22 protein-coding genes and 1 pseudogene are annotated in these 24,973 nt (G+C 69.7%); 12 read left to right on the forward strand and 11 right to left on the reverse strand.

Annotated features, from left to right (window positions below):
- Positions 1 to 33: 33 nt before the first annotated feature.
- Positions 34 to 246: a DUF2135 domain-containing protein gene (locus ACX114_RS29680; RefSeq protein WP_459290065.1), complete on the reverse strand. Its 213-nt coding sequence runs from the start codon at positions 244 to 246 to the stop codon at positions 34 to 36.
- Positions 180 to 3,701 carry a VIT domain-containing protein gene (locus ACX114_RS29685; RefSeq protein WP_459290067.1) on the reverse strand — a complete coding sequence of 1,174 codons (3,522 nt, stop codon included), beginning with the start codon at positions 3,699 to 3,701 and terminating at the stop codon, positions 180 to 182. Before ACX114_RS29685 ends, ACX114_RS29680 begins: the two co-directional genes overlap by 67 nt.
- Positions 3,702 to 3,808: 107 nt before the next feature.
- Between ACX114_RS29685 and tam the strand changes: the two genes are divergently transcribed.
- On the forward strand, positions 3,809 to 4,579 hold the full coding sequence (tam, locus tag ACX114_RS29690; RefSeq protein WP_459290069.1) for a trans-aconitate 2-methyltransferase: 771 nt from the start codon (positions 3,809 to 3,811) through the stop codon (positions 4,577 to 4,579).
- Here the strand turns inward: tam and ACX114_RS29695 are convergent.
- Positions 4,560 to 6,011 (reverse strand): aminotransferase-like domain-containing protein, encoded by a 1,452-nt coding sequence (locus tag ACX114_RS29695; protein WP_459290071.1) that lies wholly within the window; start codon positions 6,009 to 6,011, stop codon positions 4,560 to 4,562. The two genes, tam and ACX114_RS29695, sit on opposite strands and share 20 nt — an antisense overlap.
- Before the next feature lie 183 nt (positions 6,012 to 6,194).
- Between ACX114_RS29695 and ACX114_RS29700 the strand changes: the two genes are divergently transcribed.
- The 5 genes from ACX114_RS29700 (at position 6,195) to ACX114_RS29720 (ending at position 9,951) form a co-directional block, all read left to right on the forward strand.
- Positions 6,195 to 6,569, forward strand: coding sequence for a DUF2917 domain-containing protein (locus ACX114_RS29700; protein WP_459290073.1), 375 nt, complete (start codon positions 6,195 to 6,197; stop codon positions 6,567 to 6,569).
- Between the two features lie 275 nt (positions 6,570 to 6,844).
- On the forward strand, positions 6,845 to 7,828 hold the full coding sequence (locus tag ACX114_RS29705) for a methionine ABC transporter ATP-binding protein (protein WP_459290075.1): 984 nt from the start codon (positions 6,845 to 6,847) through the stop codon (positions 7,826 to 7,828).
- Positions 7,821 to 8,492 carry a methionine ABC transporter permease gene (locus tag ACX114_RS29710; RefSeq protein ID WP_459290077.1) on the forward strand — a complete coding sequence of 224 codons (672 nt, stop codon included), beginning with the start codon at positions 7,821 to 7,823 and terminating at the stop codon, positions 8,490 to 8,492. The genes ACX114_RS29705 and ACX114_RS29710 overlap by 8 nt, the downstream gene beginning before the upstream one ends.
- Positions 8,493 to 8,497: 5 nt before the next feature.
- On the forward strand, positions 8,498 to 9,313 hold the full coding sequence (locus ACX114_RS29715) for a MetQ/NlpA family ABC transporter substrate-binding protein (RefSeq protein ID WP_459290079.1): 816 nt from the start codon (positions 8,498 to 8,500) through the stop codon (positions 9,311 to 9,313).
- A gap of 116 nt (positions 9,314 to 9,429) precedes the next feature.
- Positions 9,430 to 9,951, forward strand: coding sequence for a hypothetical protein (locus ACX114_RS29720; protein ID WP_459290081.1), 522 nt, complete (start codon positions 9,430 to 9,432; stop codon positions 9,949 to 9,951).
- A 21-nt stretch (positions 9,952 to 9,972) separates the two neighbouring features.
- Here ACX114_RS29720 and ACX114_RS29725 read toward each other — a convergent pair whose 3' ends face one another.
- The 3 genes and pseudogenes from ACX114_RS29725 to ACX114_RS29735 form a co-directional block, all read right to left on the reverse strand.
- Positions 9,973 to 11,652 (reverse strand): lipase family protein, encoded by a 1,680-nt coding sequence (locus ACX114_RS29725; RefSeq protein WP_459290083.1) that lies wholly within the window; start codon positions 11,650 to 11,652, stop codon positions 9,973 to 9,975.
- 125 nt (positions 11,653 to 11,777) lie between these two features.
- Positions 11,778 to 12,536 (reverse strand): annotated as a pseudogene (locus tag ACX114_RS29730) (alpha/beta fold hydrolase); the annotation flags it as partial.
- Positions 12,533 to 13,141 carry a TetR/AcrR family transcriptional regulator gene (locus ACX114_RS29735; protein WP_459290085.1) on the reverse strand — a complete coding sequence of 203 codons (609 nt, stop codon included), beginning with the start codon at positions 13,139 to 13,141 and terminating at the stop codon, positions 12,533 to 12,535. The gene ACX114_RS29735 and the pseudogene ACX114_RS29730, both read right to left, overlap by 4 nt.
- 76 nt (positions 13,142 to 13,217) lie before the next feature.
- Between ACX114_RS29735 and ACX114_RS29740 the strand changes: the two genes are divergently transcribed.
- Entirely contained in the window at positions 13,218 to 14,111 is an 894-nt protein-coding gene (locus ACX114_RS29740) for a hypothetical protein (protein ID WP_459290087.1), read from the forward strand.
- Positions 14,112 to 14,118: 7 nt separating this feature from the next.
- On the opposite strand, the gene ACX114_RS29745 is transcribed toward ACX114_RS29740, so the two are convergent.
- Both ACX114_RS29745 and ACX114_RS29750 read right to left on the reverse strand, forming a co-directional pair.
- On the reverse strand, positions 14,119 to 14,520 hold the full coding sequence (locus tag ACX114_RS29745) for a hypothetical protein (protein ID WP_459290089.1): 402 nt from the start codon (positions 14,518 to 14,520) through the stop codon (positions 14,119 to 14,121).
- A 59-nt stretch (positions 14,521 to 14,579) separates the two neighbouring features.
- Positions 14,580 to 14,999, reverse strand: coding sequence for a MarR family winged helix-turn-helix transcriptional regulator (locus ACX114_RS29750; protein WP_459290091.1), 420 nt, complete (start codon positions 14,997 to 14,999; stop codon positions 14,580 to 14,582).
- Positions 15,000 to 15,148: 149 nt separating this feature from the next.
- Between ACX114_RS29750 and ACX114_RS29755 the strand changes: the two genes are divergently transcribed.
- Complete coding sequence (locus tag ACX114_RS29755) at positions 15,149 to 17,146, forward strand: S8 family serine peptidase (RefSeq protein ID WP_459290093.1); 1,998 nt, start codon at positions 15,149 to 15,151, stop codon at positions 17,144 to 17,146.
- A gap of 71 nt (positions 17,147 to 17,217) precedes the next feature.
- Here the strand turns inward: ACX114_RS29755 and ACX114_RS29760 are convergent, their stop codons facing one another.
- Complete coding sequence (locus ACX114_RS29760; RefSeq protein WP_459290095.1) at positions 17,218 to 18,246, reverse strand: ferritin-like domain-containing protein; 1,029 nt, start codon at positions 18,244 to 18,246, stop codon at positions 17,218 to 17,220.
- Between the two features lie 256 nt (positions 18,247 to 18,502).
- Here ACX114_RS29760 and ACX114_RS29765 point away from each other — a divergent pair, with 256 nt between their 5' ends.
- Positions 18,503 to 20,644 (forward strand): M28 family peptidase, encoded by a 2,142-nt coding sequence (locus ACX114_RS29765; protein WP_459290097.1) that lies wholly within the window; start codon positions 18,503 to 18,505, stop codon positions 20,642 to 20,644.
- 22 nt (positions 20,645 to 20,666) lie between these two features.
- Here the strand turns inward: ACX114_RS29765 and ACX114_RS29770 are convergent, their stop codons facing one another.
- Positions 20,667 to 21,785: a M57 family metalloprotease gene (locus tag ACX114_RS29770; RefSeq protein ID WP_459290098.1), complete on the reverse strand. Its 1,119-nt coding sequence runs from the start codon at positions 21,783 to 21,785 to the stop codon at positions 20,667 to 20,669.
- A gap of 397 nt (positions 21,786 to 22,182) precedes the next feature.
- Here ACX114_RS29770 and ACX114_RS29775 point away from each other — a divergent pair, with 397 nt between their 5' ends.
- Complete coding sequence (locus ACX114_RS29775) at positions 22,183 to 22,914, forward strand: hypothetical protein (RefSeq protein ID WP_459290100.1); 732 nt, start codon at positions 22,183 to 22,185, stop codon at positions 22,912 to 22,914.
- Between the two features lie 18 nt (positions 22,915 to 22,932).
- On the opposite strand, the gene ACX114_RS29780 is transcribed toward ACX114_RS29775, so the two are convergent.
- Positions 22,933 to 23,859 (reverse strand): RluA family pseudouridine synthase, encoded by a 927-nt coding sequence (locus tag ACX114_RS29780; RefSeq protein WP_459290102.1) that lies wholly within the window; start codon positions 23,857 to 23,859, stop codon positions 22,933 to 22,935.
- Positions 23,860 to 24,052: 193 nt separating this feature from the next.
- Here ACX114_RS29780 and ACX114_RS29785 point away from each other — a divergent pair, with 193 nt between their 5' ends.
- A complete protein-coding gene (locus tag ACX114_RS29785; protein WP_459290104.1) occupies positions 24,053 to 24,487 on the forward strand; it encodes a hypothetical protein in 435 nt (144 codons plus the stop codon).
- A gap of 185 nt (positions 24,488 to 24,672) precedes the next feature.
- On the forward strand, positions 24,673 to 24,900 hold the full coding sequence (locus ACX114_RS29790) for a mersacidin/lichenicidin family type 2 lantibiotic (protein ID WP_014398760.1): 228 nt from the start codon (positions 24,673 to 24,675) through the stop codon (positions 24,898 to 24,900).
- Positions 24,901 to 24,973 lie beyond the last annotated feature (73 nt).

A 24,973-nucleotide genomic window follows, 5' to 3' on the forward strand; every position in this document is an offset into this window, starting at 1 on the left:
TGCCCGAACCGGGGCACGCCGCGCGAGCGGATGTCACGGCGAGGGTTGCGCCGTCACGCGGTCCTTTGAAGCCACCAACTCCTCGCGCCGCAACAACAGACGCGCGTTCGTGTTGGGCAGGATGCGCACCTGGAAGCGCCGCTGGGCCGCGTCGTCGGCCGTGAAGACGTTCCGGTCGCTCACGAGCAGCAGCGCGGTGGGCACCACGTACCGCGACGAGCGGTTGCCGTAGTAGTGCACCAGCACGTGGTACGGCCCCGGCGCCGCCTTCCGAGCGTGGTACAGCTCCGGCCCCAGGCCGTCCGTGATGTCCCAGTACAGCTGCCCGCCCAGCGACGTCTGCTTGTGCTGGTAGAAGCACTTCTCCCCGTCCGGCTCGATGACCCACAGGTCGATGTCCGTGCTGTCCGAGTTCCAGTGCGTGGTGAGCTGGTAGTCGATGGGCCGGGCCTCCGCGAACATCCCCGCACCACCGGGACCCGCAGCCCGGCACGGCGCACCTTGAGCACGGAGGCCACCTCCGCGAGCCGGGGCTGCCGCTCCAGCCCCGCCAGCATCCGGGCGTAGTGGAAGCCCGCCACCGTCCGCAGCTCCTCGATGTGCCGCTTCCAGGGACGCGCCAGGACGATCTCGTAGTTCCGGGCGGCCTCCGAATAGCGCCCGGCCGCGTCCAGCGCGAGCGCCTCCTCCAGGAAGGCCTGTCCCTCGAAGGGACGGCTGAGGCGCACGTGCTCGAAGAGCTCCGCCGCCGCCGGGTACTGCCCCAGCGCCAGCAGGCCGTACCCCACCAGCCGCAGCGCCTCCGCGTCGCGAGGCCGCAGCTCCACGGGCGAAGACAGCGCACGCACCGCGCCCCAGGTGTCCCCGGAGAAGGCACGCCTGCGCGCCACGGCCTCGTAGATCATCACGTCGTCGCGGTTCTCCCGCCGCGCCTTGCGATAGGCCAGCTCGGCCTGGAGCCGCTCGTCACCGCCCGCGTAGGGCGCGTCCTTCAGCGGCTGGCGCCGCAGGAGCGCGGGCAGGCCCTTCTGTTCGGCGAGCCGGGCCACCACCGCGCGGCCTTCGGCGGGCACGTCGTCCAGCGCGATGCCCAGGAGCTTGTCGCGGCGCTGGTCCTCTTCCCTGCGCCGCAGCGACTCCAGGTTCGCCAGGTCCACCTGCTCGTCGCGGACGGCGTAGCGCGTGTAGTCGCCCTCGGACTCCAGCACGAGCATGGACGCGCGGGCGTTGGCCAGCCGGTAGTGCTGGCTGAGCGCCACCACCATCCGGTCCAATCGCTCGTCATCCAGGGACACCAGCTGGGACACGAAGAGCTCCGCCCAGGCCCGGGGCGCGAACGCGCTGTTCACGTCCGCCGGCAGGGGGATGCGCAGCGTGCGCTCGGGCCCGGTGCCGGCCTGGGTCACCACCTCCAGCGCCGCGTCGCCCTTGCCCGGCAGCCGCCCCGCCACCTGGAGCTCCTGCCCGGGGAAGACGAGCCGGGGCCGGCCCGCCACCACCAGGTCCTTCACGTCCGCGCCCACCACCGACACGCGGGACAGCACCACGGACGCCGCGCGGTGCGCCTTCGCCGCGGCATCCACCTCCGCCGCGGACAGGACGGTCACGACACGCCCGCCGCTGGAGCGGGCCAGCGCGTCGAAGAGCTCCGTGTTCACCGCCGCCTCGCCGAAGCGGTACGTCACCCAGCGCAGGGACTCCACGGACGGGTGCCGGGAGAGGAGCGCGTCCACGCGGCTCTGCCCCCACGTGATGTTGCCGTCGGAGAGGAGGAAGGCCGTCACCCGCTCCCCGGCGGCGGAGGGCTTGAGCCACTCACGCCCGGCCCGGTCCAGTTCGTCCAGCGCGCCGTCCACATGCGACGCGCCCTCCAGGAAGACGCGCTCCAGCTCCGCGAAGCTGGCCTGGCGGTTCGCCGCGTCGTTCGGGCGGAAGCCCGGCCCGTGCAGCCAGCGCGGACGCACGTCGAAGAGGAGCACCGCGTACTCCTTCAACGTCGCGTCCTTCTCCAGGAGGGCGCGCAGCGTGGCCGCCTGGATGGCCCAGGCGTTGCCGTCCTCGGCGGACAGCGACGTATCCACCACCAGCACCGCGCGGCCCGTGGGAGGCCCCTCCGCGCCAGAGGTGAGCTGCTCCGGCAGCCGCACCCGCGCGTGGAAGGCGCGGCCCGGAAGGCCCGCGTCGTCCGAGCCCACCAGCACGTCCGCGTCCTTCTCCCGAGGCGCCAGGGCCACGCTCAGCGCGCCGTCACCGCTGAGCGTGGGAATGTCGTGGACCCAGAACGCATCCAGCTTGCTGCGCCTCAACACCTCCCCCTCCGGCTCCACGAGGATCTGCTTGAAGTGGTTGGGGTCCACGTGAACGCGGGCGGAGACGCGCAGGTCCTTGCCCGCGCCCGGAGGCAGCGGCCACGTGTAGCGCAGGCGGGTTCCGTCGAAGAGGAGCGTCTGCTCATACGCGATGACGACGCGCTTGAGGGACTTCGGCGGCAGGGGGAAGACGCGGGCGCTGAAGGTGGACGCGCCCGACCATTCGAGCAGCGCGGGGTCCACGTCGCGGCGCACGACGTCCTCGTACACCTCACGCGCGCGCTTCTGCTCCACGACGCGGGCCTCCTGGATGTCACCCCAGGAGCGCTTCGAGCCACGGACCGAGGGCGGCGCGGCGGCCGCGAGCCGCTCCGGCTCCGCCGGCCCATCCCCCAGCGGAGGCAGCAGGTCCGGAGACTGGAACAGCGAGGGCGTGTCCACCGCCACCGCCCCCGAGTACAGCGCGAAGCCCGCCACCGTCGCGCCGCCCGGGAGCGGATAATAGAACGTGCCTTCGAGGCTGCGGCCGGAGTCGTTCTCGAAGAGGTGATCGACCACGGTCCGCGCGCGGGAGCCCTGGATGTACGTGACGACGCGCACGGCGCGGGCCTTGAGGGGCTGGTAGCGGCCGTCATCCCCCATCACCAGCACCTTGGCGGCGCGAGGCGCGGCCTCCACGCGGGGCAGCACGGGCTTCGGGGCTTCTTCGGCCTTGGCGGCCTGCTTCTTCGCGGGCATCCGTCCAACGCCAGCGCCGGAGCCGAAGCCTCCAGCGCCGCTGCCCCTGAGGCCCAGGGTCATCTCCAAGGCCTGATTGCGGCGCGCCTCTGAAAGCGGGGGGCCACCCGAGGGGGCCGGCGCTCCGAGCTGGCCTGCGACAACACCTCCGATGACACCCCCGGCCACCCCGCCCTCCACCCCGTCCGCTTCCGGCTCGGCGGGCGCCTGCGCGGCGGGCATGGCCGCGAGCCGTGCACGGTCCGCGCGAGCATCCCTCTGGCGGCGCTCCATCTCCTCACCCATCGTGGCGTCCAGCAGCTCCGCCTCCCCCAGCCCCGGAGCCTCGCTGGCGCGCGGGCTCGACGGAGCAGGTGCGGCCACGCGCGCAGGGTCTTCCGGTGGACGGGCGGCGGCTCGCGAGAGCGCCGCGACCTCCTCTTCGGACAGCACCTTTGGATCCGCCACGGAGTCGCGCAGCGCCGCGAGATCCACCTCACCCGTGTCCGGTTGCCCCGCGACGCTGCTGGGGGCCACCAGCCCCGCCTGGATGAAGGGCGCGGATGGTTCAGCCGGGGCGGCGGCCTTGGGAGGAGGAACGTCCGCGTCCCGTTTGCATCCCGAGGCGAGGACCCCCATCAGCAACACGACAGCGGAAGCACGATAAAAGCGCATGATTGAACGCTAACCCATCCGCGAATGGCAGGCTCATGCCCGCCAAGACATGGACAACCCATGACACCGCCATGACGCGATAGGTTCCCAAGAAAAAGGGGACGCCCATGGACTGGTCGGCGGCGCAGTACACGCGATTCGAGGACGAACGGAACCGCCCCATCCGGGACCTGCTCGCGAGGGTCCCCACGGCCGACGTGAAGCGCGCGGCGGACATCGGCTGCGGCCCCGGCAACTCCACGGAGCTGCTGCGCGCCCGCTTCCCCGAGGCCGCCGTCACCGGAATGGACAGCTCCCCGGACATGCTCACCGCGGCGCGCAAGCGCCTGCCGGACGTGCGGTTCGACCTGGGAGACATCGCGACCTGGAGCGACCCGGGCCCCTACGACGTCATCCTGGCGAACGCGGTGCTGCAGTGGGTGCCGGACCACGCCACGCGGTTCCCCGCGCTCCTCCACAAGCTGACGCCGGGTGGAAGCCTCGCGGTGCAGATGCCGGACAACCTGGACGAGCCATCCCACCGGCTGATGCGGGAGATCGCCAGCGCGGGTCCCTGGGCGGACACGCTGAAGGGAGCCGCGAGCGCCCGGACGGAGCGCCACGATGCCGACTGGTACTTCCGCGTGCTGCGCGACGCCGGAGCCACGGTGGACGTCTGGCGCACCACCTACTTCCACCCGCTGACCGGAGGCGCCGGCGCGGTGGTGGAGTGGTTCAAGGGTTCAGGGCTCCGGCCCTTCCTCGAACCGCTCGACGCGGGGGAGAAGACAGACTTCCTCGGCCGATACCAGGAAGGGATCGCCCGGGCCTACCCGGCGCAGCCCGACGGGACGGTCCTGCTGCCCTTCCCCCGGCTGTTCATCGTCGCGACGCGCTAGCAAGTCCGGAGGCGATGCTTCCCAGCGTCGCGACAGCGGCTTCGATGCGCGGCGTCCAGGGCTGGCCACAGCTCAGCCGGATGAAGTTCCGGTAGGAGTCCGGCCGCGCGGAGAAGATGGACCCCGGCGCGATGCTGATGCCCGTCTCCAGCGCCCGCGCGTTGAGCGCGTGGGCATCCACCGAAGGTGGCAACTGAACCCAGAGCAGCAATCCTCCCGAGGGGAGGGCCACGCGCGTGCCCGACGGAAAGTGCTCGGCGACGGCGCGGGCCACGTGCTCCACCTGGGACGCGAGGTTGCGGCGCAGGGCGCGCAGGTGTCTGTCATAGCCGCCGTTCTCCAGGAAGCGCGCGACCGCCTCCTGGGTCAGCAGCGGTGACGCCACCGTGTGCGCGAACTTGAGCAACTCCACGCGCTCCCGGAAGCGGCCCGGCGCCACGTAGCCCACGCGGAAGCCCGGGGCGATCGTCTTGGAGAACGAGCCACACAGCAGCACCTGTCCGCGCGTATCGAAAGACTTGCAGGGGCGGGGCCGCTCCGGGCCGAAGTGCAGGTCGCCGTAGATGTCGTCTTCGATGAGCGGCACGTCGTGCGCGGTCACCAGCTCCACCAGCCGGCGCCGGTTCGCCTCCGGCATGCAGCTACCGACTGGATTGCTGAAGCTGGGGACCACCAGCACCGCGGCCACGCGCCGCCGCTCCAGCGCGGCCTCCAGCGCATCCAGCTCCATGCCATGGCGGGGGTGGCAGGGAATCTCCAGGGCCTTGAGGCCCAGCGACTCGATGGCGAGCAGCGTGCCGTAGTAGGCGGGAGACTCGATGGCGATGGTGTCGCCCTTGCGCGCGGCCGCGACGAGGCACAGGTGCACCGCTTCGGAGGCTCCGCTGGTGGTGACGAAGTCATCGGCCCCCAGCGCGCAGCCCCACTCCAGCGAGCGTTTCGCCAACTGCTGTCGCAGCAGCTTCGAACCGGGTGGCACGTCGTACATCACGCCCTCGGCCTGCCGCTCCCGCGCGAGCAATCCCAGCTCCCGGGACAGGCGCCGGGTGGGCAGCAGCTCCGGCGCAGGCCACGCGGTGCCAAGTTGCACGACGCGCGGTTCGCGTGACGCGCGATACAGATGTGTCACCAGGTCGCTGACGGTGACCGGCGTCGCGGAAGCGGGCGGCCGGGACACCGGAGGCTCGGCGAGGCGGAGCCGCTCGCGCTCGCGCACGTAGTGGCCGGACTGGGGCCGCGTCTCGATGAGCCCCTGGGATTCCAGGTGCAGGTAGGCCTGGAGCACGGTGGAGACGCTCACCCGCTCACGGGCGCTCAGTTGCCGCACGGAGGGCAGCCGCTCACCCGGGCGGAGCGTGCCCGCGGCGATGGCGTCCTTCAGCCGCTCCGCCACGCTCTCGTAGAGCTTCAGGGATTGCGCACGTGCGCCCATGGAGGGTCCTCCTTCAGTCCTCAACGGATAGCGCCCCGCGCTCCCACTGCCCAGGTACAGCTTCACGGCGCCGGGACCAGTACAGTTATCAGTGCCGGAACTGTACTGGTCACAATTCACATTTCCTGCATCTGTTCTGGTCCAGCCTCCGGACGCATGGTGGGTCCATCACGGAGGACCGAGATGGTGGACCCTTTCACGTTGCTGAATCCCCCCTGGCTGCGCTCGCTGGCCATGCGCCTGCGCGGAGGCCCGGCATCCGAGGCCTGCCAGGAACGGGTGAGCCTGCCGGGAGGCAGCCTGTGGAGCAGGCGCCTGCGCGGCGCTTCCCGGTGGCTCGCCTGCGAAGAGGGACAGGTCTGGCTCACGCTCGAAGGCGACCCGCACGACCACGTGCTCGGCGCGGGCGACACGTTGGAGGTTCACGCGGGGCACGTGGTGGTGCAGGCCCTGCGTGCTTCGCGCTTCAACCTGTCCGACTGCCGGACAGGTTCGGCGCGGGCCGCGCCCGAGCCCTGGGTTGACAGCACCCGCGGGCTCGACTACCTCCATCGCTGATGCTCGTTCGCGCCGCCACGTTCAGGACCTGTTGTCACGGCATGTGTTGCCGTGTCGCGGCCGGTCCGTCCGTTCGCATGCGCTGAGCCTCCCTCCGCGCATCCGCGCCCTGTCGGTCTGGCCTGTTCCCGTCATCCGGGGACGGGCCTTTTCATTTTCTCCCCACCCTTCCCCTTCCCATCCGGCGCCCGCGCTCCCGTGAGCGTGAGCGCCCCAGGAGCTCCCGATGTCGCACCGTCGTGACACAAGCCCACGCGCCCTGCCCGGAGCCGCGCGTGATTGAGCTGCGAGGCGTGGGCAAGGTGTTCGGTCAGGGCGAGCGGCAGGTGACCGCCCTGCACGACGTGTCGCTGCACGTGGCGCCGGGAGAGGTGTTCGGTGTGCTGGGGCGCAGCGGCGCCGGCAAGTCCACGCTCCTGCGCTGCGCCAACCTCCTGGAGCGGCCCACGCGCGGCGAGGTGCGGGTGGCGGGGCAGGACCTGCTGTCGCTGAGCCCCCGGGAGCTGCGGCGGGCCCGCCAGGGCATCGGGATGATCTTCCAGCACTTCAACCTCTTCGCCTCGCGCACGGTGGAGGACAACGTCGCCTATCCCCTGGAGGTGATGGGCCTGCCGCGCGATGCCATCCGCGCGCGCGTGGCGGAGCTGCTGTCCCTGGTGGGCTTGAGCGACAAGGCGCGGGCGTACCCCGCGCAGCTGTCAGGAGGGCAGAAGCAGCGGGTGGGCATCGCCCGGGCCCTGGCGCCCCGTCCGCGCGTCCTGCTGTCGGATGAGGCCACGTCCGCGTTGGATCCGGAGACGACCCGCTCGGTGCTCGGCCTGCTGAAGGACCTCCAGCAGCAGCTCGGGCTGACGCTGCTGCTCATCACCCACCAACTGGAGGTGGTGAAGGCGCTGTGCGGTTCAGTGGCCGTGCTGGAGGGCGGAAGGCTCGTCGAACAGGGCCGCGTGCAGGAGCTGCTCGCGCGTCCGGAGTCGCGGCTGCGAGCGCTGTGCTTTCCGCCCCTTTCTGCCCACGCTGGAGGCCAGCGCCTGGAGCTGTCGCTGACGGATGCCCATTCCCGGAGTCCATTGCTCAGCACCCTGGCCCGCCGCTTCGACGTGGACGTGCTGCTGCTGGAGGGCGCGGTGGAGCGCGTGGGCGAGTCACGCGTGGGGCGGCTGCTCGTGGAGCTGCAGGGCGCGCCGGGAGCGGTGGCGGAAGCCCGGACCTTCCTGCGCGACCAGGGTCTGACCTCCGCGGAGGCCTCCCATGGGTGACCTGCCAAGAGCGCTGGGTGTGGCCACCCTGGAGACGCTCTACATGACGTCGGTGGCGTCGGTGCTGGTGGCGCTCGCCGGCCTGCCGCTGGGCGTGCTGCTGGTGGTGACGGACCGGGGCGGGCTCTGGCCGGTGCCCGCGCTGAACCGGACGCTGGGAATGCTCGTGAACGTGGGGCGCTCCATTCCGTTCATCATCCTGATGGTGGCCATCGTCCCGCTCACCCGCCTGGTGGTGGGGACCACCATTGGAACGACGGCGGCCATCGTGCCCCTGGTGGTGGCGGCCATTCCCTTCATGGGCCGCGTGGTGGAACAGGCGCTGCGGGAGGTGGACGCCGGCCGCGTCGAAGCAGCCGTGGCGATGGGCTCCACGCCCCTGCGCATCATCCTCCGCGTGCTGCTTCCGGAATCCCTGCCATCGCTCGTGCGGGGCACGGCGCTCGTCGTCATCAGCCTGCTTGGCTACAGCGCCATGGCGGGCGCGGTCGGCGGCGGCGGCCTGGGCGACCTGGCGGTGAAGTACGGCTACATGCGCTTCCGCGTCGACGTCATGTGGGGCTGCCTCGCGGTGCTGCTGGTGCTCGTGCAGCTCCTGCAGTGGCTGGGAGAGCGCCTGGCCTCCCGCTTCGACCACTCCCTCCCTCCTTCGAACCACCCCTGAATCCCATGCGCACCTCCTTCCGAGTCCTGTCCGCATCCCTCTTGCTCCTCGCGACGTCATTGCTGGGAGCGTGCAAGCCAGCGGCTTCCGGGGCCCGTCCCCTAAAGGTCGGCGTCAATCCCGTCCCCCACGGAGAAATCCTCCGCGTCGCCGCGAAGGTCGCGGAGCGCGAGGGCGTGCGGGTGGAGGTGGTGGAGTTCACCGACTACATCCAACCGAACCTCGCGCTGGCGGACGGTCAGCTCGACGCCAATTACTTCCAGCACGAGCCCTACCTGGAGCGCTTCGCCGGGGAGCGCCACCTCGCGCTGAAGAGCGTGGGCGCGGTGCACCTGGAGCCGCTGGCCCTCTACTCCCTCCGGTTCCGTCAGCTCGCGGAGCTGCCCGTGGGCGCGAAGCTCAGCCTGCCGGCGGACCCCAGCAATGCCGCGCGGGCCCTGCACCTGCTCGCGAAGCAGGGGCTGCTGACCCTGCGTGAAGGCGCGGGAGCGGACGCCACGCTCCAGGACGTGGTGGGCAATCCACGCAAGCTGGACCTGAAGGAGATCGACGCCGAGCAGCAGCCCCGCACGCTGGAGGACGTGGACGGCGCCGTCATCAACGGGAACTACTTCCTGGAGGCCCAGAAGCAACTGCACCTGGACGCCCATGTCCTGGCCCGGGAGTCCGCGACGCGCAACCCGCACGCGAACGTGCTCGCGGTCCGGACGGGCGATGAAGCCCGCCCGGAGATCCGCGCACTGGTGAAGGCCCTCCAGTCGGACGACGTGCGCCGCTACATCGACGCCACCTACGGCGGCGCCGTCATCCCCGCCTTCTGAGCTCAATTCGCAAGGACACGGGGTGTGCCCCCTGGCCCCGGTACAATGGCCGGACTGCATTTCCACTGCTCGCATAGGCTCCGCGGAACACCCGACCCGTTCATCAAGGACGACCCATGCGCTTGAAACTCCTTCCCGTCATCGGATTGCTCTTCCTTCCTGCCTGTGACTCCAAGTCGGAACAGACGGAGGGCGTGGGGTCCTTGCAGGGCGACACGGCCTTCCCGGTGACCTGGTCCGGCGAGCTCCTGCCGCGCAGCCCCGACGGCGGGACCTCTTTCTCGATTGCCGTGCTGGCCGAAAGCGACTTCTCCGGGCTCTGCACGACCTCCGCGGACGCCGGCTATGTGCTTCCGCCGTCCCGCTTCGTGTCGGTCTGGGTCCTCGGTCCCCCTGCGACAGGGACCTTCGAGGTCGGCAGCGATACCGGTCCCGGGTTCGTCCAGGTTCAGCAGAGTCTCACGGACGGAGGAACGGAGACCCTCGCGGTGGCCACCAGCGGGAGCATCCACCTGACGACCGCCACGACGGACCGGCTCGTTGGAAGCTTCGATGTCCAGGTCCGGGAAAAGTCCGACGGAACGACGACGAGTCTGTCGGGGACCTTCGACGCCCCCTTCTGCGCGAACCGGAAGTGATTCCTCCGAGCGGGCCCTGAATCAAACGATATCCAGGCCGTACTGCGCGGCGGTCAGGTACTGGAGCATGACGAAGTAGACGCTGGAGGAGGCCTTGTGCCCCGAGGCCCCTCGAAATGATTTGATCATCTCGTTGCGCAGGTCCCGCAGCTGCGTCTTGTTCTTCGAGCGGTTGTCCGTGAAGGGATTGCTCAGCTCCGACACCAGGCCGCACGCATCGGCGAAGGCATCGAACGACGCCCCGTCCATGTCCTCCACGACCGCGTAGTCGTCCTTCTTCTTTCCACTGCCCTTGACCACGTCCGCCCAGAGCCGCGCGCGCACTCGCGCCCGCTCTTCCGAGACACTGGTGATGAGCGCGATCTTCAGGTGCGCCGCGAGCGCCTCCGCGGCCCAGTCCCCACCGGGCCGCACCGACGAGCCCCAGGCGCCGACGGGGTTGAAGTCGAACGTGGGCCAGAAGCCCGGGTCCGCGGGCAGGCCCATGTGGCTCTCCTTCCGGATGAGCCCGACGAGCCCCCTGCGTACCTCTTCGGGCTCATGCGCGTCCGGGAAGGCCAGCGTGCAGTCCTTGAGGGGGATCTCCACGCCCAGGTGACACGGCGACGTGAGCGGATGGGTCGTGACGCCCACGATGGAGTTCACGGTCGTCACCGCGGAGGTCTTCACCTTCTTGCTGTTGTGGACGGCGTCGTACGGCGAGAAGTAGTGGAACACCTGCGCGGGCCCGCCGATGTGCAGCTCCAGCTTCTCCTTCGACTTCTCCCCCAGCACCACGGGCGGAGCGGAGATGGCGTAGCAGCAGACGCTCACCCGGTTCTTGATCTTCGCGTAGACCTTCTCCAGGAGCTCGCCGCCCGCCAGGTCCAGGTAGGCGCACTGCGCGAGCGCGCCGCCCAGGCTGTGGCCGGTGAAGACAATCTCCCGGGGAACACGGCCGTGCATCGCCTCCAGGCAGGCCGCCGCCAGGGACTCCTGGCAGCTCGCGTAGGCGTACCAGAAGCCAGCGGAGAGCTTCGCGTTGCTGAACCGGCCGACCTTCACCTCCTTCAGGTGATTCATGTCGGTGATCCAGTCCGGGCTGCCCACGCTGTTGACCAGCGCCTGCCCCAACGCGCGTCCGCCGCTTCCGCTCCGGCTGCCGCGAAAGACGACCGTCAGCCGCTCGAGCTCGGGGTCGTAGATGGCGGCGCCCATCCAGCTGGGCCAGCCCGCCGTGGGATGCGTCTGTGTCATCCCCGTCTTGCCCTGGAAGTAGCAGCACCGCTTCGAACCTGTCGCCTGGGAGTGCTCCAGGCCCAGCAGCGTCTTCTCCCCGAAGAAGTCCTCGACCTTGATGGGGATGTCCTCCCCTTCCAGGTCCACGCCCTTCGAGAAGGAGATGGAGCGGTCCAGCGGCCGGGGCTGGAAGAGGATGTATGGCGCGTCTCCCGTGCCGCCCCGGTACACGACCCCGTTCGTGGGGTTCGGCGGAGTCTTCAGGTCGTATTCGATGGGGTCGAATTTGTGGATGTCCGCTTCGCTGCCGAGCAGCTTGTGCACCTGCGCCAGGACACGGTCCCTCGCGCCCTGCCACATCCCGGCCCCGTGGGACTCGTAGAACGGGTCCATCGGGTAGACACAGCCCTGGGCGTACGCCTTGTAGGCGAAGCGGCAGTACTCCAGCATGTCCAGCGCCGTCTCGGCATTGGGATGGGGCATGGGGTGACTCCTGGGGCGCAGCAGCGGACGCCGAGGATCAAACCGGCGCTGGCGACAGGGAGTCAATGGAGCGGGGCTGACTCACACGGGCCAGTTGCTCCAGCAGCGCGGTACCCACCGCGTCAGGCGCTTCCAGTTGAGGAAAGTGACCCACGTCCTCCAGCTCCAGCACCCGCGCCCGGGGCAGCGCCTGCTTCCACCGCGACAGGTGCTCCGGCTTCACGACCTTGTCCGCCTTGCCCCAGACGACCAGCGCCGGAATGTCCGCGAGCCGTCCCAGGTCCCTGCCCCTGTTCATCCATCCACGGGCCTTCGTGGGAGATGGAGCGCGCGAAGCCCCACGTGCCCATCCGTGACGCCCGGTCCGGGAACTGAGACATGAAGGACTGATGCAGCTCCCGTGTCAGCTTCGTTCGGCGGCCCCAGGACATCTTCACCAGCATCCGCGCGGAGAAGTTCCAGGACAGATACAGCCACCGCATCAGCGCATTGTCGACATTGGGGCCCTTCAGGTCCCACAGCCAGCTCTGCACCACGGTGAGGCTCAGCACCCGCTCCGGCGCCGCGATGGCGAGCGGCAGCGCGATGGGGCCTCCGAAGTCATGCACCACCAGGTGGAAGGGCCCCAGCGACATCTGGTCGAACCACGCGCGCAGGTTCTCCACGTGCCAGGGCAGTGAATAGGTGCGCCAGTCCCCGGGCCTTTCGCTGTCACCGAACCCCAGGTGCTCCGGCATGAGCACGCGGTACGACGGCGAGAGCCGCCGGGCCACGTCCCGCCATTCACGCGAGGACGATGGCGTTCCATGCACCAGCACCACCGGCGTGCCCTGCCCCTCCTCATGCCACGCCATCTCACCGCCTGGGACCTTCAGCCGCTTCATGGAGTGTCTGCCTTTCGCTTGCGTGAGGGAGTCGCGGGCCACCTCCGGGCCGCGGCCTGAATCACCGCGGCCGCGGGGTAGCCGCCTTCGTGCTGCACGTATTGCTGGGAGATGCCTTCCACCATGGCGAAGAGCACCCGCGCTTCGATGTCAGGCTCGGGCACGCCGCGCGCCGCCAGTGCCTCTTTCAGCCGCTGGTGCGTGGCCCCCAGGAAGTGCTCCAGCGGCAGCTTCAGCCGCGCCAGCACCTCCGGCTGGTGACGCAGCCCCTGGCTCAGCCGCCAGAGGTCCCGGTGCGCGTCCAGCATCTCCACGGCGGACGTGAGCAGGGCCGTGACGAACCCCCGCGCGCTGAGCTCGCGGTCCGCCGCCTCCAGTGTGTGCGCGACGTCCAGCATCGACGACTGCATCAGCGCGGAGAGCACCGCTTCCTTCGATTCGAAGTGCGAATAGAGCAGCCCCACGGCGATGTCCGCCTCCTGCGCGAGCGCGCGGACGCTGGTCCCGTCGAAGCCGTGCCGGGAGAAGAGCCGCACCGCGGCCTGGAGCACGCGCTCCCGCGTCTTCTCCCGGAGGACCGCATTGGCGTCAGCCGTACGAGGCATGCCCCGCATCATTGAGTGAACGTTCGCTCAATGTAAAGGGCTTCGACCAGGTGTGTCGTGGTAGCGTCCCTGGCCGATGACTGGACTCAGCGACGTCGCGGTGCCCGTCTCCAAGCCCCAGCCCGGGCGGGATTCACCGCTCTCCGACCCTGGGGGAGACATCCTCGAAATCCTCCTGGGCTACATCCCCGTGCTGATGGCGCTGTTCCAGTTCGCCCCGTTGCTGGCGGGCAGGCGGATGGGCCTGAGGGAGGTCTTGCTGACGGCGGTCCTGGTCCCGGTGGGGAGTTATTTCATTGCCTGGGGACGGCTTCGCCGCCAGCGCCGGGCACGCCGGCGCGCGGAGGTCGAGGCCTCCATCCCGGCCACGGACCGCATCCACGACCGCGTTCTTCCGGCGATCTCCCGCGCGCTGTCGGGCGACATCCTCCCGGCCGTGCCGCTGGGCTTCGTCGACCTGCTCCGTCAACCCGGTCAGGGGAACGCGCCCGAACGCTGGGAGCGCCTCCGCTTCCTCCACGACGGCGTCCCGCTGCTGGCCTACGAGACCTCCTGGTCCTCGAGCAAGGAGATCCCCATGGAGGAGAGAAGCCGGGGACTGCACGGCCTCCACTACTGGCGCGTGCGCGCCCAGGTCCCGGAGACCGTCATCTTCGCGCTCTACGCCAGGAGGTTCGAGTTCTCCCCGCGCCTGCATCCCGTGGAGCGCCCGGGCCCGCGGTCCTTCGATGAGCTCTTCGTGCTGGACGACAGGTCGGGGTGGCTCGGAGCCCACCTGACGGAGCCGCTCCGCGCCGTGCTGCTCCGGCGCCCGGGGTTCTATCTCCGCTGCCATCGCGGCCGTCTGGAGTGTCTCTGGCCTCGCGACGCCGGCCCGGACACGTACTCTCGCTTCGACGACGCCGCGCACCTCGTCGCGACACTGGCCCGGGCGCTTCACGCCCGGAGCCTCGAGCCGCGCACGTCCTGAGTCGCCGTCAATCCCGCTCATGCTCCATCGAGAGTGGCCGCCGGTCCGGCTCGACGAACCGGCCGCGCGCCTCCGCTCCGAAGAGGACCTCGCGGGAGTAGTAGTCCTCCAGGAGGTCCTTGCGCAGGAACCGGGGGTTGTCGTGGATGAACGCGGTGAAGTCGCGGCCGGGGCTTGCCGCTGCCCGCGCGCTGACGAGCCGGACCCACGCGACCGTCATGGTCTCGTGGTACTTCTCCGGCACTCCAAGCCGGCCGGTCAGCGCCCGCAGGCCCGCGCGGGTGAGCTCGACGGCCGCCTCACGCCCCGCCCTGAGCGTGTAGAGGTAGACCACCCGCACATGGTCGAGATGGGCGAAATCGCTCAGCTCTCCCCGTGAGAATCGTTCGAGAAAAACGTCGTCATCCATGGCCATGCCTCCCTCATCTACTACGAAAACGTAATACACTTTCGTAGTAGATGAAAGCTTCAGGAAAGGCCAGAGAGCCGCTTCATCAGCGTGGTGTGCCCCCGGACGGCCTCACGGCCAGCTTCCGCGAGCTTCGCGTCGACCTTGGTGAAGGCCGCCTCCGCCGCCTTGCACTGAGCAGCGCCGGAGGCAGTCATGGAGACCAGCAGGGAGCGCCCGTCCTCGGGGTTGCGGGAGCGCCGCACATAGCCGTGCTTCTCCAGCCGCGACACCAGGCTGGTCGCCGTGGACGCCCCGATGTGCAGCGTGGACATGACGCCGGTCATCGTCATGGCGCCAGAGGCCAGCACGGACAGCAGGACCGCCTCACCGGCGCTGAGCCCGGTGGCTTCGAGCTCCGCCTCCAGCAGCCGGGCCGCCTTGTGTCCGCCGACCAGCAGCCCCGCGGTCAATCCCACCATCGACTTCGATGCAGCCACCGTTCGTCCACCTCCGTTTAGCCGACAGTGTGTCAGTTCGCGCTCCCGTGCGGGGCCCCACGGGATTGACCGCTTTTTCATGAAAATATAATTTCACTGTTTGTGCGAGGGCTTCCGTCCCGGTGCCCGCACGTTCCCTGAGAGGCCGAATGAAACTGAAACTGACCCAGGCGGTGAGCGCCATCTCCCTTCTGGCCGCGGCGTGCGGCGGCCCGATGCCGGAGGGCCCGGAGTCCGACAGCGAGCAGATCGGTCAGACGGCGCAGATGATCCGCCGCGAGCGGGCCATCCCCAACGAGTACATCGTGGTCCTGCGCGACGCGACGCAGGCGGTCCGGCAGCAGGGAGCCGCGAACATCGCCCAGGAGCTGACGTCCCTCGGCGGCGGCCGGGTGCTGCGGACCTATGAGCACTCCATCCAGGGCTTCCTGGCGAACATGACCGAGGCCGAGGCCCGCCGCCTCCTGTCCGACCCGCGCGTGGCCTACGTGCAGGAGAACGGCCTCATCCACGTGTCCGCGACGCAGACCAACGCGACCTGGGGCATCGACCGCATCGACCAGCGGGACCTGCCGCGCAACAGCTCCTACACGTACAACGTCGACGGCACCGGCGTGCACGCGTACGTCATCGACACCGGCATCCGGCAGACCCACACGGAGTTCACCGGCCGCATCGGCAACGGCTACGACTTCATCGACAACGACAGCGACCCGTCCGACTGCCACGGCCACGGCACGCACGTGTCCGGCACGGTGGGCGGCACCACCTGGGGCGTGGCGAAGAAGGTCACCCTGCACGGCGTGCGCGTGCTGGACTGCACGGGCTACGGCAACGACGCGCAGGTGATTGGCGGTATCGACTGGGTGGCGGCCAACCACGTCAAGCCCGCGGTCGCCAACATGAGCCTGGGCGATGTGGGCATCCAGGCCATCGACGACGCGACGGAGCGGTTGATCGCCGCGGGCGTCACCACGGTGGTCGCCGCCGGCAATGACAGCGCCAACGCCTGCAACTACTCGCCGGCCCGCACGCCCAACGCCATCACCGTGGGCTCCACCACCAGCAGCGACGCCCGCTCGTCGTTCTCCAACTACGGGACGTGCGTGGACATCTTCGCGCCGGGCTCGAGCATCACCTCCGCGTCGAACTCCGGCAACTCGTCCAGCACGTCCATGAGCGGCACGTCCATGGCGTCGCCGCACGTGGCCGGCGCCGCGGCGCTCTACCTGAGCGCCAACCCCACCGCGACGCCCGCGCAGGTGCGCGACGCGCTGGTGAACAACTCCACGCCGAACAAGGTCACCAGCCCGGGGACCGGCTCTCCCAACAAGCTGCTGTACACGCTCTTCATCACCGGCGGCGGCGGCAGCGACACCACCCCGCCCACGACGTCCATCACCTCGCCCGCGGGCGGCGCCACGCTGAGCGGCACCGCGAGCCTGAGCGCCAGCGCCACCGACAACGTGGGCGTGTCGCGCGTGGAGTTCTTCGCGGGCACCACGCTCTTGGGCACGGCGACGGCCGCTCCGTACAGCATCTCCTGGAACACGACGGCGGTGGCCAACGGCACCTACGCGCTGACCACGAAGGCGTATGACGCGGCGAACAACGTGGGCACGTCCTCCACGGTGTCGGTGACGGTGAACAACGGCACGGGCAGCTGCTCCATCACCGAACAGCTCCTCGTCAACGAGGGCTTCGAGAGCGGCAACACGGGTTGGACGACGTCGTCCGGCGTCATCGACGGCAGCACGTCCGGCAGCGCGCCGCGCACGGGCACGTACAAGGCCTACATGAACGGCTACGGCACCACGCGCACCGAGTTCGCGTACCAGGACGTCACCATCCCCTCCACGGCGTGCAGCGCCACGTTCACCTTCTGGGCGCGCATCACCACGGCGGAGACGACGACCTCGACGGCCTACGACAAGCTGGCCGTCCAGGTTCGCAACAGCGCGGGCACGGTGCTGGCCACGCTGGCCACGTACAGCAACCTGGACAAGGGCACGGCCTACGTCCAGCGGACGTTCAACCTGGCCGCGTACAAGGGCCAGACCGTCCGCATCTACTTCAACGGCACGGAGGACTCGTCGCTGCAGACGAGCTTCTTCATCGATGACACGGCGCTGACCGTCGTCCGGTAGTCCGCCAGCTTGAAGTGGAGGTACAGAGGCCCAGCAACCCCACCGGGTTGCTGGGCTTCTGCTTCCGGTCATCATGCCGCCAGCCCTGGAGTCACACCCCCTCGCGCGCTCCGGCGTGGCCACCGGCCTGTCCTGTCTGGCCTGCTTCCGCACGCTCCAGCTCGCGCCCGCGTCCGCTGGATGCACTCCTCCATCAGCCGTCCCAGCTCCGCCTGGGGCAACACTCCGTTGCGCGCCAGGAAGGCCTCGTCGACTCCCGGGATGTTGGGGAGCTCGGGCGTGGTTTGTGTCTCCAGCGCCTCCAATGCCTGACGCAGCGCCTGCCGCGCCTTGCCGCCGCCCCGCTCCAGGGCGAAGGCGATGACATCCCAGGCCAGCTCCGCGTGGCGGCCCTCGTCCTCGGCGATGACCGCCAGGGTCTCCCGCACGACCGGGTCGCTGGCCCGCCTCGATGCTTCAGCGGCGACGCTGGCGGCCAGCCCTTCCCCCAGGCATCCATCCAGCAACGACCCGCGCACCAGCCGCGCCCATTCGTCGCCTTCGACTGGAGCGGGACGCGGGAGACGTTCCTGGCTCAGCTCCGGAATCATCCCCGCGCTCCACGGCAGCCCCGAGTAGGCCCGGGCGAGCGCGAAACACCGCCGGGCATGACGGACTTCATCCAGGGCCGCCAGGTGACACGCCTCCAGCAACTCCGAGGGCGCGCCCAGGGCGGAGAGCTTGAGCGACAGCTTCGCGAAGGCGGGAACCGACGCGTGCTCCATGCCCGCGGAGTACAGCCACGCCTCCCCCAGCACGCTCCGCTGCCAGGGCGTGAGCCCTTCGAGTGCAGGAGCGGCGTCGTCCGCCCAGCCTTCTCCCAGGGCGCGACGGGCCACGCGAGCGCGCCCCTTGAGGCGCAGCACGCGCCCCTTCGAGTAGTGCATGTGATTGATTGCACTGTAGGCCCAGTACACGAGCCCCATCGTCACGGCGCCCAGGAGGGTCAGGACGCCGCCACGGGACCCGGCGCCCTTCAGCATGACGACGATGCCCGCCACGACGAGCACGGGCCCCGCGAGGACGATGAGCCACACAACCAGCACGATGAGATCGACCATGAACCCCCTATGAGAGCAACACATGTGCCAGCGCATGCAACCGTCCCGGGTGGGAAGGCCCCCCGTCCCGGTGTGCAGGAGGCCGCGCACCTGTGCATCCCGCTGCACGGTGGTGAAGTCGCCCTGGCTCACAACGAGCAGCACCTGTACGTCATGGTTCGAAGCCGCGGTCGATGAACGCGCCTGTCGAGCGCTTCGCCCTGGACCTCGAGCCGCGAAGCGCTTCCCCACGGGCACGGTGTAGAACGGGGGCGACATGCCCATCCGCCCGTTGTCCTTCGCCCTTCTCGCGCTGTCTGTCTCACTCAGCGCCTCCGCCCAGTCGCCCACCTCCCCGCTGGGTCCCATCTCTCCCACCACCGGCCTGGTGCTCCGGGACGACGTGGTGCGCGCGCTCATCCATGAGAGCTCTGGCGACCGCATCCATGACGGCGTGCAGCGGCTGTCCCTCATCGCCCGGGACAGCGTGGAGGGCTACACGGAGGCGGCCGCCTGGACGAAGGCCGCCGCCGAGGCCGCGGGGCTTCAGGACGTCCAGCTGGAGGCGATGAAGGACGGTCCCCAGTGGCGGGCCACGCGCGGCGAGCTGTGGGTGGCGGGTCCCCACCGGTACCGGGTGACGTCCTACGCCGACCTGCCCATGTCCCTGGCGATGGGCAGCGGCAGCTTCGAGGGCAAGGGCCTGGAGCTGGTCGACGTGGGCATGGGCACCCAGGACGCCGACTACGCAGGCAAGGACGTGAAGGGCAAGGTGGTGCTCAGCCAGGGCCACCTCTCGGCCACGCTGCGCCACGCGGTGGTGAAGTACGGCGCCGTGGGCGTGGTGTCTTCCTATTCGACGCCGCCCTGGAACGCGCCTCACCGCATGGACGGCGACTTCCCGGATCAGGTGGGCTGGGCCGCCGTGCCACGGAGCCTCATCCCGCAGGGCATGCGGACGCCCTTCCTGTTCATGGTGTCGAACCGGCAGGGGACCGAGCTGCGCACCCAGCTGCGGGAGGGACCGGTGAAGGTGGACGTGAGCGTCGCCACGCAGGCCCCCACGGGGCACCTCAGCATCGTCAGCGGCGTCATCCCCGGGACGATGGCGGGAGAGGAGGTCGTCCTCACCGCCCACCTGGACCACTACAAGCCCGGCGCGGATGACAACGCCTCCGGCTCCGCCACGCTGCTGGAGCTGGTGCGCACGTACACCACGCTCATCCGCCAGGGCGTGCTGCCCCGGCCGGTGCGCACCCTGCGCGTGCTGTGGCTGCCGGAGTTCGAGGGCACCCGCGAGTGGTTCTCCCATCACGGCGCGGATCCGGTGCGACGGGTGGCGCAGTTCAACTTCGACATGCTCGGCGCCAGCCTGACGCGCGCCCACTCACGCTTCCAGGTCTCCTACACGCCGGACTGGAATGGCAGCTTCGTGAACGCCGTGTCCGAGTCCACGGTGGCCTTCATGAACCGCTTCAACGGGGTGACCTACCCGGTGAGGAAGGACTTCCGCATCGGGTCGGTCACCGGCTCGCGCGACCCGATGGACGCGCACATGGACCGCTACAGCCGCGGTTCGGATCACCAGCTCTTCAACGACCACGGCATCCCCGGCGTCGCCATCTCCACATGGCCCGATGACGGCTACCACACCAGCGGCGACCGGCCGGAGAACGTGGACCCCACCCAGTTGCACCGCGCCGCGTTCGCGGGACTGGCCACCATCACCGTCGCCGCGTGGGCCGAAGGCGCGGGCGCCCTGGAGCTTTCGCGCCTGGTGGCGGTGCACGGCGCGAAGCGCGTGGCCGAGGACGAGTTCCGGGCCCGCCGCGAGCTGGCCGCGACGCCCGCCGCGCAGGTGCCCGGCTTCGCCCGTCTGGCCCGCGCCGGGGTGCGCGCGGGCTACCAGCGCGAACGCGACGCCCTGCGCTCCTGCCTGGCCCTGGGCGCGCCCGCCGAGCCGGTGAAGGCGCTGGTCCAGGCCCTGGAGAGCGCCGAGTCCCAGGCCCTGAAGCGCCTGGAAGCGGACGCGAAGGCGCGCGGGGTGTCCCTGAAGGAGCCCTCCCCTGGCGAAGCCGAGCGCAAGGCGCGGGCCTTCATTCCGCGTCGCGTGAAGGGCCAGGAGCTCGCGTCGTTCGACGAGCTGGAGCGCAACGCGCCCGCCGAATCCAAGGCCCGGGTGGACACGGTGAAGGCCGCCATGAACGCCGCGGCCACGGCGCTGCGCGAACAGGGGGAGAGCGAGCTGCGCTTCTACCAACTGGCGGATGCGCTCGCGAGCTACGCCGACGGCAAGCGCTCCGTCGCGGACATCCGCGACGCGGCCCATGCCGAGTACGGGTATGTCTTTCCCGTGGAGGCCCTGCTCGAGCTGTTCGGGCTGCTGGAGCAGGGCGGCGTCATGACGCGGGGACGCTAAAGACCGGGCCAGGGGCCCGGGTTCAGCGCGTGAACCAGTTCTGGGCGTTCGTCGAGTTGCACGCCCAGATCTGGATCCGGGTGCCCGGCGTCGTGTCGGCGTTGAAGACGTCCAGGCAGAGGTTGGCCCCCAGCGCGCTCTGGAACGTGGAGCCCACCCGGGTCCACCGCTGGGCGGCCGTCCCGTTGCATCCCCAGATCTGCACGCGGGTACCCTGCGCGGAATTTCCGCCCTCGACGTCCAGACACAGGTTGGGCGCCAGGTTGCTTCGCAGTTCTCCCTGCGCGGTCAGGGTCCACTGCTGCGCGGCGGTTCCGTTGCACTCCCAGAGCTGGGTGGGCGTTCCCTGAGCGGAGCTGCCTCCGGTCACATCCAGGCAGCGGTTCGAGGCCACGCCACTGACCAGGCTGGGAGCAGCCGCCGCCGGGTACAGCGTGGACAGCGCGGTGAGGTCGCTGGCGGTGAACTCGCCCGACTCGACCGAGCGGAAGCAGGAGTTCATGAGCGAGCCACCCACGGTCGCCGTGGTCGGCGTGCCCGGGATGTGGATCGCGCCGATGCCGGCGTCACCCTCGTCGCCGCCACTGCCGCAGCTGATGCCGCGGTTGTAGTAGTCCGAGTGTCGGAAGCCGATGGTATGTCCAATCTCATGCGTGATGACGTGCTCGATGACGTCGACGCCGTACTGACTGAGCAGACCTCCAATGATGATCTGCCCATACGGATTCCCGTTCGCCGGGAACCCGGCCGAACCGCCATTCAGGCTCGGGTTGATGACCGCGCTGATGGTGAAGCTGCAGCCGGTGCTCGGCGCGCGCGCCATGGCGAACGGGAGCGCGAGCTCGTCGTAGTTCTGGATGGCGAGATCCAGCGCCGTGCTGAACGCACCGGTGAACGCCGGGCCGTCGATACAGATCTTCGTCAGGGACGGGCTGACGAGGTTGTTCGTGCGGTACTGCTCCTCGGTGGTGGAGTCCGCCGCGATCATCTCGCGCGAGGCGGCCAGGGACACCTCGGCATCCCGCCCGACGTAGACCTTCCCGTCGACGACCATGATGTCGTTGGAGGGGAAGCCGGCCTGGACCAGATTGCCGACGATCTCCTGCGTCTCGTCGGGCGGCTCACCACACCCGAGACCCAACGCAATGCATCCTGCCGCGAGCACGACCCTTCTTGAAAACATGGACGTTCCTTCGTGAGGGTTGTCCCCACTCTAGGCAAATGACAATCCTCTACAAGGAATAACTGCAAAACGAGATAAACACCAAACAGTCAGTCCGCCCAGTACCGTAGAGCTGGGCTATGTTTCAGTTCGCATCCCCGCACCCCAACCCCGCCTCCAGGTCCGCCCCATGCTCCGCCCGCGACTCGCAGCTTTTGCCCTGCTCCCGCTCGTCTCCGCCTGCTCCGAACCTGAGTGCACGGACACCGCGGACTGTGCATCCCGGGGCCCCGCCATCGTCTGCGTTGAAGAACGCTGCGTTCAGGCATCCGCGCCAGACGCGGGAACAGGGGACGCGGGCACGGGTGACTCGGGCATGGACGCCAGCACTCCCGACGCGGGCACCGGGGACGCGGGCTCCGGCGACGCGGGCTCTCCGGACGCTGGCGGCTCGGATGCGGGCACCCTGGATGGCGGTGGGCCCCCGCCGGAGGCCTCGCTTCGCATCACCGAGATCAACCCCGACGCTCCGCAGGACCTCATCGAGCTGGTGGCCGTCACCGGCGGAACGCTGACCGGCATCTCCCTCCAGGAGCTGACCAACTCCGAGTTCGCCTTCACCTTCCCCCAGGGCTACACGGTGGAGACGGGCGCCGTGCTGGTGCTGCACCTCGGCGGGACCTGCACCGACACTCCCGGCAACCCGGCCTCCTGTGGACAGACCCAGCCCTTCAGCGCCAGTGCCTGGGACTTCAGCATGGCGGGCACGCTGAGCTACTCCGGCAAGGTGTTCGAGCTGCTGTCGTCGACGGGCGCGCCTGTCGATGGCGTTCCCTTCGTCCGGGCCTCTGGGGAGATGCCCTTGAGCATCGTCGCCGCCGTCCAGCGCCTGCAAGCCGACCGCGTCTGGGATGCCACCCCCTGCATCCACGACATGACCACCGGGCTCGCGAAGGACCGCTACTGCCGCAACATCGCCGCGGACTGGTCCGGCCTCAACAACGAGAGCTCCAGCGTCATGCGCATCAATGGCACCGCGCCGCTGACGACGCCGGGACTCAAGACCCAATGGAGTGGCCCGCTTCCTACGCGGTGGGGCACCTATTGATGCCCTGGCGTGTCGGGCTCAGCCTTCCGACGCCATCCTCAACCCGGCTGGAGGAGGGGCGTGCAGCCGCACGCGCTCTGCCGTGAGCGGATGCGTGAACACGAGCGTCTCCGCGTGGAGCAGGTAGCCGCCGTCTCCGGGCAGGCCGGGGTCCCGCTCGCGGGGAAGACCTCCCGAGACGAACATCGGATCTCCCGTGAGCGGGTGGCCGATGGACGCCAGGTGGATGCGGATCTGCTCGGGGCGGCCCGTGTGGATGCGCACCTCGAAGAGGGTCTGCCCGTCACGCCGCTCCAGGACCTCCGCGCGGCTGTGTGACGGCTTGCCGTTCTCGGTTGCCCCGTGCACCGACCCCAGCAGGGGGTGAGGCACCAGCCCGATGGGCGTGTGGATGTCATAGGACGCCTGCGCCGCGACCCCATCCGAGAGCGCCCGGTAGCGCTTCTCCACGTCGCCCTCGCGCCAGTCGCGCAGGAGCTTCGCGGCGGCTTCATGCGTGCGGGAGAAGAGCACCAGCCCGGAGGTCGCCCGCCCCAGCCGGTGCATCGCGGAGGCCTCCGGCCAGCGCAGCCGCACGAACGAGAGCAGCGTGTTCTTGAGGAAGCCGCCGGAGGGCAGCGTCGGCAGCCCGCTCGGCTTGATGACCGCGAGCAGCGAAGCATCCTCGTACACCAGCTCGAAGCTGTCGGGCGTCCGAGGTTCCCGCCAGGGCGGCCGGTGCCAGCAGAGCTCCTGGTGGGCCCGCAGCACCTCGTCGCCGGTCGCGATGACGCCGTCCAGCCGCACCTCGCCGCGCACGAAGCGCGCACGCCATTCCTCCTCGGTGGAGTGCCGGTACGTGCCCGACAGCCAGGCGAGCGCGGTGCGCCCCACGGAGGCGCCGCCAATCCGCTCGCGGTACACATAGCCGTCATTCAGGCCGGCGGAGTCATCAGGGGGAAACATCACCCGTGTACTCTACGTCAGAGAGCGAAGCGTCACGCCCGTGCTCATTCCCCAAGGAGGACCGATGTCGCCGCGTCATCCCGCGCCGTGGTTGTTGCTGGTGGCCCTTGTCACAGCCTGCGCATCGTCCCCGCCGGTGGAACAGCGACGGCAGCCGCCTCCCAGGATCCTCTTCGAGTCCCCCCTCGCGTTGATGCTCGAGCACTATCAGGAGCTGGGGCTGAGCACCGACCAGCTGATCAAGATCGGCCAGCGGGACGAAGCGCTGGCCGTGACCAACAGGCCCCTGCGTGAAGAGCTGCGGGCCATCTGGACGCCTCCGATGGGGGGCAATGCGCCGCCAGGAGCCATGCCTGTCAGGGTTGGCCCCGCGGGCCGGGGAGGCCGGCCTCCGTACAGGCCTCCGGCCCAACCTCCCGCCCCCTTGAACGATGAGCAACTGAAGCGGCAACAGCTCCTGCTCCAGGCGATGGAGGACAACGAGGCGGCGGCGTACCGCGAGGTCGAAGCGCTCCTGGAGGAGCCGCAGAAGGAGAAGGCGCGAGCGCTGGTCGACAAGCAGCGTGAGGAGCGGGCTCGCGCACGTGAGTCGATGCACAAGCCCCCCGACGCCCCACCCGCGGAGTAGGCCTGGAGGGCCTTTGGCGGATGGCGTTTCACCACGCGTGATTTCCCTTCCACGCGCCAGGGGGAATGGGGTGTCCGCGACTCATACCGGAAACACCCGGTGATACATGAAAAGGCGGAGACGTTTGAAGCAGCCGGAGTTCGCGGGCTAGCCTGGGAGGGCCGTCAAAAAGGAGGCGGCCCAACATGATGACCCCTGACATGATCATCCGCGCCTGGAAGGACCCGTCGTTCCGCGAGAGCCTCACCGCCGAGCAGCGCGCCCAGCTGCCCGCGAACCCCTCTGGCGCGACGCTGAACGAGCTGAGCGAGACCGAGCTGATGGACGTCGTCGGCGGCCGGATTGACATCGGTTTCACCGCCACCAACTCCTGTGAGTACATCTGCACCAACCTCACGTTCTCCCTGTGCTGATGGACGGCGTGTGACGGGCGGCTCCCACGGGGAGTCGTCCCGTTCCACCCGAGGCGCGAGGGCTCCGGTCCTC

The sequence above is a fragment of the Corallococcus sp. M7 genome (assembly GCF_054512695.1).

Coding starts and splice junctions, on each gene's coding strand:
- ACX114_RS29740 (WP_459290087.1), top strand. CDS start 13,218: ATGACTGGACTCAGCGACGTCGCGGTGCCCGTCTCCAAGCCCCAGCCC.
- ACX114_RS29685 (WP_459290067.1), bottom strand. CDS start 3,701: ATGCGCTTTTATCGTGCTTCCGCTGTCGTGTTGCTGATGGGGGTCCTC.
- ACX114_RS29710 (WP_459290077.1), top strand. CDS start 7,821: ATGGGTGACCTGCCAAGAGCGCTGGGTGTGGCCACCCTGGAGACGCTC.
- ACX114_RS29735 (WP_459290085.1), bottom strand. CDS start 13,141: ATGCCTCGTACGGCTGACGCCAATGCGGTCCTCCGGGAGAAGACGCGG.
- ACX114_RS29695 (WP_459290071.1), bottom strand. CDS start 6,011: ATGGGCGCACGTGCGCAATCCCTGAAGCTCTACGAGAGCGTGGCGGAG.
- ACX114_RS29700 (WP_459290073.1), top strand. CDS start 6,195: ATGGTGGACCCTTTCACGTTGCTGAATCCCCCCTGGCTGCGCTCGCTG.
- ACX114_RS29765 (WP_459290097.1), top strand. CDS start 18,503: ATGCCCATCCGCCCGTTGTCCTTCGCCCTTCTCGCGCTGTCTGTCTCA.
- ACX114_RS29725 (WP_459290083.1), bottom strand. CDS start 11,652: ATGCCCCATCCCAATGCCGAGACGGCGCTGGACATGCTGGAGTACTGC.
- ACX114_RS29720 (WP_459290081.1), top strand. CDS start 9,430: ATGCGCTTGAAACTCCTTCCCGTCATCGGATTGCTCTTCCTTCCTGCC.
- ACX114_RS29755 (WP_459290093.1), top strand. CDS start 15,149: ATGAAACTGAAACTGACCCAGGCGGTGAGCGCCATCTCCCTTCTGGCC.
- ACX114_RS29760 (WP_459290095.1), bottom strand. CDS start 18,246: ATGGTCGATCTCATCGTGCTGGTTGTGTGGCTCATCGTCCTCGCGGGG.
- ACX114_RS29780 (WP_459290102.1), bottom strand. CDS start 23,859: ATGTTTCCCCCTGATGACTCCGCCGGCCTGAATGACGGCTATGTGTAC.
- tam (WP_459290069.1), top strand. CDS start 3,809: ATGGACTGGTCGGCGGCGCAGTACACGCGATTCGAGGACGAACGGAAC.
- ACX114_RS29775 (WP_459290100.1), top strand. CDS start 22,183: ATGGACGCCAGCACTCCCGACGCGGGCACCGGGGACGCGGGCTCCGGC.
- ACX114_RS29790 (WP_014398760.1), top strand. CDS start 24,673: ATGATGACCCCTGACATGATCATCCGCGCCTGGAAGGACCCGTCGTTC.
- ACX114_RS29745 (WP_459290089.1), bottom strand. CDS start 14,520: ATGGATGACGACGTTTTTCTCGAACGATTCTCACGGGGAGAGCTGAGC.
- ACX114_RS29715 (WP_459290079.1), top strand. CDS start 8,498: ATGCGCACCTCCTTCCGAGTCCTGTCCGCATCCCTCTTGCTCCTCGCG.
- ACX114_RS29785 (WP_459290104.1), top strand. CDS start 24,053: ATGCTCGAGCACTATCAGGAGCTGGGGCTGAGCACCGACCAGCTGATC.